The following is a 3,989-nucleotide window of genomic DNA, read 5'->3' as shown; positions in this document are numbered from 1 at the left end:
GAGCCCTGCAATCATCATGGCCGAACGCCTCCCTGTACTGAAGCCATTATCGCTGCCGGCATCAGCCGGGTTGTCATTGGGATGGAAGATCCCAACCCGAAAGTTGCCGGCAAAGGCATAGCCCGGCTGCTGGAATCCGGGATTGATACTATTTCCGGCATTCTGGAAGATGAATGCCACCGGTTGAACGAAGCTTATATCAAATACATCAGCTCCAACACCCCTTTTGTCACCCTGAAAATTGCCGCCAGTATGGATGGCAGGATTGCCACCCATGCCGGTCATTCTCACTGGATTACCAACGAGAAATCGCGTCGTTATGTTCACCGATTGCGCGACGAAACCGATGCGATTCTGATCGGCATCGGTACCCTGTTGCAGGACAATCCCAAGCTGACTACCCGGCTGCCTCAGAAAAAAGGTCGAAACCCCTATCGGATCATCGTTGATTCCCGCCTGAGAACGCCACTACATGCCAATATTTTTGGTGCTGACGCCCGGGAAAAGCTCATCCTGGCCACCAGCTGTAAAAAACATGATGAGCTTAAACTTTATCAGGACAGGGTCCATCGCCTGCTGCAGATACCGGCTAATGACCTGGGGCAACTGGACCTGAAAATTTTAATGAACGAACTGGGCAAACTTGAAATCATGTCTGTACTTATTGAGGGCGGCTCTGAAATCAGCGGTTCATCCGTGGATGCCGGCATTGTTGATAAAATATGTTTCTTTTTCGCCCCCCTGCTGATTGGTGGCCGGGGCTCCACCGGCATGATGGGCGGCCGGGGCATTGATTTTATTCCCGAAGCCCAAAGAATAAACGATTTGAAAATCAAGCGTTTTGGCACCGACATCTGCGTTGAAGGCTATCTCCAATCACCACTATTACCACCCAATGAATAAAAAAACCATCCACCTGCTTAGCCAAAGCCTCCTCTATCCAGCTTCCCTGGGCTACCGGCTGGCAATTTACAGCCGTAATCTGCTTTATGACTTCAACCTGCTCAGTACCACACAGGCGTCCGTACCCGTCATCTGTGTGGGCAACCTGACGGTCGGTGGCACTGGAAAAACCCCGATGGTCTCCTGGTTAACAGACTATTTCAGCCGTCAGGGGAAAAAGGTGGCAATCATGAGCCGGGGCTATAAACGCAGTGGCAGTCAGAACCCGCTTGTACTTCTCCCGGGGGCAACAAATATGCGTGGTGTCAGTGAACTGGGTGATGAAGCCGCCATGCTGCACGCCCGGCACCCCCAAGCCGCCTTGGTATTGGATGCTGACCGCAGCCGGGGAGCCCGGGCTGTTTGTTCCCGCTGGCAACCGGATATCATCATCATGGATGATGGTTTTCAGCACCGCCGGCTACGGCGTAGCGTGAATATTGTCATGATCGACAGCCAACGGCTTTTTGGCAATGGACTCCTGCTGCCGGCCGGCCCCTTGAGGGAACCGATTTCAGCCCTGCAAAGAGCGGACCTGCTAATTTTCAACAAGTTTGATGCCCAACATACATATTTTGCCAAAAAAAGTCGCAAGGTTTTCGATTTCATCTCGCCTACACGGCTGTTTACTGCCAGCTATCATCTCAGATCCCTGTACAACCTCAAACAGCCCTCCAGGCTGCTTACTGTTGATCAACTGCAAGGAAAAAAAATACTGGCTTTTGCCGGCATTGCCAATCCGGACTATTTTTTCCAACAGCTTGAGAATATAGGGATCAAACTGCAACGCACCCTTCCCTTTACTGACCACATGAGCTACGACCGGAAAAGTCTGCAGAAGATCAGCCAGACAGCCGCCGGCTGTCAGCTGACAGTAACCACCGCCAAAGATGCGGTAAAAATTACTGCTTTTCCTGAAACATGCCGGTTGCTGCCGGAATTGCTGGTTGCTGACATCGATTTGCAGATTGAACCGCAAAATCGTTTCATTGAGCTGCTTGAATCCCGCTTGTCATTAGGGTATAGTACCCCCCATTAAACCTACGTTGATATAATCGGGATAAAATCATGCCCATCCAATCATCAGACCCAACGATAACCCAAAAAACAGCGGTTTTCCTGGACCGTGACGGCACGGTTATCGAAGAAGTCGGCTACCTGGATGATATCAGGCAGCTCAAGCTCATTCCCGGAGCTGCCCGGGCTATTGGGCTGCTCAATAAGGCCGGAATACCGGTCATTATGATTACCAACCAGTCAGGAGTTGCCCGGGGTTATTTTTCTGAATCCCTGGTCGAACAACTGCACCAACGGCTCAATAAACTCCTGGAAACAAAATTGGCATACCTTGACGCTATTTATTACTGTCCCCATCACCCGACGAAAGGGACAGGACCTTATCGCCGCGCATGTAATTGCCGCAAACCTCATCCCGGGATGGTCGAACAGGCGATTGATGATTTGCAGCTGGGGGAACGACGATTATTTGTGGTGGGCGATAAATGTGTGGACATGGAACTTGCGAACCAAATCAGGGCTGAAGGCATCCTGGTACTGACCGGATACGGCAAAAAGGCACAGGAACAACTGGCACAAAAAACAGGAACAAGACCTGCGTTTATCGCCATTGACCTGTTACAGGCGGTACAATGGATTATCTCCCGGCTATCTGCTTAGTCTCTTATCAATGATTTTTTATGTAAAACAGTCAAAAAAGAATGCAACCATGAAGGACATGAAGATCGTGAAGATTTCATTCACTGAACTTCTTTATCTTCAAGCTCTTCATGGTAATAATACTTTCAACGTATTTAATTTCACTATAACTTAAACCTGTTTGGTCCCGGCTGCGCCGGGTTAGGAATTCACGAAACATCGCCAGATTGTGCAGGAGAAAAAAATGGCTTTCAACAAAGAGCTGCTGGATATTCTTGTCTGTCCCCAGTGCAAAAAAGAGCTAACCCTAACCGCGGATGAAAATTGGTTGATCTGCGATAACTGCCGGCTACGCTACCCGATCCGAGATAATATTCCTATCATGCTCATTGATGAAACCAAACCGCTGGCAAACGAAAACGGGTAGGATTAAACCTGAATAAACGACTGACGATGTTTCCCAGACTGCAACTGAATTATGGATAATTATCAATGAAAGTCCTGATGATCAAAGTCAGTGCCCTGGGAGATATCATCCATGCCCTGCCGGTGGCCTCCTACCTGAAAAGCTGCCCGCAAATACGGAAAATTCACTGGCTCCTGGAAGAACAGTTTTCCCCGCTACTGGTCAACCAGCCATTGATTGATAAAATCCAGCTTATCAATACGAAGAAATGGCGGCAGCAGGGAATAATAGCTTCCATTAAAGGAATAATCAACACTATCAGCAGATTGCGACGGGAAAAGTATGATCTCGTCCTCGATCTTCAAGGCAACAGCAAAAGCGGAATTTTTACCCGTTTTTCCGGAGCTCCTTTGCGTTTCGGTTTTGACGCCCAGAACGTCCGGGAATGGCCCAATCTTTTGGCCACCAACCGAAAAATCACCCCTGGAAAATCCGCCACCCATATTATTGATAAAAATCTTGCCCTGGCGACCAGCGCCTTTCCCGAAAGCCCGCCTCCCCCTCTGCAAGGACCGCTGCAGGCTGATTTACATTATCTGAACCAGGTTGAAAAAAAGTTATCGGCGATCAGGAAAGAAAAAGGTCCACTGATTATCTTTCATTATGGGACCACTTGGGAAACAAAATTATGGTCCATTGAGTCATGGATTGAACTGTCCCGATCATTGTGGAAAACCAGGGCAATCCCTCCCCTGCTGACCTGGGGTAATGAAGAAGAACTGGACGCGGTCAAAAGGATAGCATCAGCATGTCCTCACACAATCATCTGGCCCCGGGGAAATCTGGAAGAACTGATGGCTTTACTTAAAATTGCAGACCTGGTGGTGGGTGGTGATACGGGACCAATCCACATTGCCGCCGCTTTGGGAACTCCGACAATATCGTACTACCGGGGCACCGATCATCGGAGAAACGGCCCCCGGGG

At 49.3% G+C, this 3,989-nt stretch carries 5 protein-coding genes; all 5 read left to right on the top strand.

Features of this window, described 5'->3' with window-relative positions; translation table 11 throughout:
- Positions 1 to 903 (top strand): bifunctional diaminohydroxyphosphoribosylaminopyrimidine deaminase/5-amino-6-(5-phosphoribosylamino)uracil reductase RibD (ribD, locus tag U9P07_04435; protein MEA2108648.1); only part of this gene is annotated, 903 nt, incomplete at its 5' end.
- On the top strand, positions 896 to 1,981 hold the full coding sequence (gene lpxK / locus U9P07_04430; protein MEA2108647.1) for a tetraacyldisaccharide 4'-kinase: 1,086 nt from the start codon (positions 896 to 898) through the stop codon (positions 1,979 to 1,981). The genes ribD and lpxK, both read left to right, overlap by 8 nt.
- 29 nt (positions 1,982 to 2,010) lie before the next feature.
- Entirely contained in the window at positions 2,011 to 2,619 is a 609-nt protein-coding gene (locus U9P07_04425) for an HAD family hydrolase (GenBank protein ID MEA2108646.1), read from the top strand.
- A 223-nt stretch (positions 2,620 to 2,842) separates the two neighbouring features.
- Positions 2,843 to 3,025: a Trm112 family protein gene (locus tag U9P07_04420; protein ID MEA2108645.1), complete on the top strand. Its 183-nt coding sequence runs from the start codon at positions 2,843 to 2,845 to the stop codon at positions 3,023 to 3,025.
- A gap of 65 nt (positions 3,026 to 3,090) precedes the next feature.
- Positions 3,091 to 3,989 (top strand): lipopolysaccharide heptosyltransferase I (gene waaC, locus U9P07_04415; GenBank protein MEA2108644.1); only part of this gene is annotated, 899 nt, incomplete at its 3' end.

This window comes from Pseudomonadota bacterium (genome assembly GCA_034660915.1).
In the GTDB taxonomy this organism is placed as follows: domain Bacteria; phylum Desulfobacterota; class Anaeroferrophillalia; order Anaeroferrophillales; family Anaeroferrophillaceae; genus DQWO01.
The sequence above is the reverse complement of the archived record's forward strand: the minus strand, read 5'-3'. Positions and strand labels throughout refer to the sequence as shown.

Excerpts from the sequence above, each read along its gene's own strand:
- U9P07_04420 (MEA2108645.1), top strand. The coding sequence starts at position 2,843 with ATGGCTTTCAACAAAGAGCTGCTGGATATTCTTGTCTGTCCCCAGTGC.
- lpxK (MEA2108647.1), top strand. The coding sequence starts at position 896 with ATGAATAAAAAAACCATCCACCTGCTTAGCCAAAGCCTCCTCTATCCA.
- U9P07_04425 (MEA2108646.1), top strand. The coding sequence starts at position 2,011 with ATGCCCATCCAATCATCAGACCCAACGATAACCCAAAAAACAGCGGTT.